Here is a 662-nt window from a genome sequence, read left to right on the forward strand (position 1 = left end):
GGGGAGGTTTCGGGTTGCCGGTGGGGCTGGTAGGCCGTGAGGATGGCACGTTCTCCTCGGTATCCCTCGGATCTCACCGACGCGGAGTGGGCCTACGTGCAGCCGCTGCTGCCCCCGGTGTCGAAGGACGGCCGGCCCGAGAAGCACGACCGGCGTGACATCGTGGACGCGATCCTCTACGTGACCCACAACGGCGTCGTGTGGCGGGCCCTGCCAGCGGACTTCCCTCCGTGGAAGACGGTCTACGGGTTCTTCGAGCGGTGGAAGAACAAAGGCATCACCATCACGGTCCACGACAGGCTGCGCGGTGAGGTCCGCCAGGCCGAGAGCCGTAGCGTGGCCCCGACCGCCGGGGTGGTCGACTCCCAGTCGGTGAAGGGCGCTGCCACGGTGACCACTCCGACCCGCGGCTACGACGCGGGGAAGAAGGTCAACGGCCGCAAGCGGTTCATCATCGTGGACACCCTCGGTCTGCTGCTGGGCGTGCTGGTCGTCCCTGCCAGCCGGCAGGACCGCGACGGAGCCCGTCAGCTGCTGGTCGACCACTACTTCACCACCCCGACCTGCCGTTTCCTGTTCGCCGACGGCGGGTTCGCCGGCCGGTTCGTCACCTGGGCCGCCACCGTCGCGAAGACCACTGTCGAGATCGTCCGGAAGGGCGA

General features: G+C 68.6%; 1 pseudogene. It reads left to right on the forward strand.

Annotated elements, in window-relative coordinates:
• Nucleotides 1-42: 42 nt before the first annotated feature.
• Nucleotides 43-662: pseudogene (locus tag AB1460_RS38105) on the forward strand (IS5 family transposase); the annotation flags it as partial.

Source organism: Parafrankia sp. FMc2 (genome assembly GCF_041008525.1).
Lineage (GTDB): Bacteria > Actinomycetota > Actinomycetes > Frankiales > Frankiaceae > Parafrankia.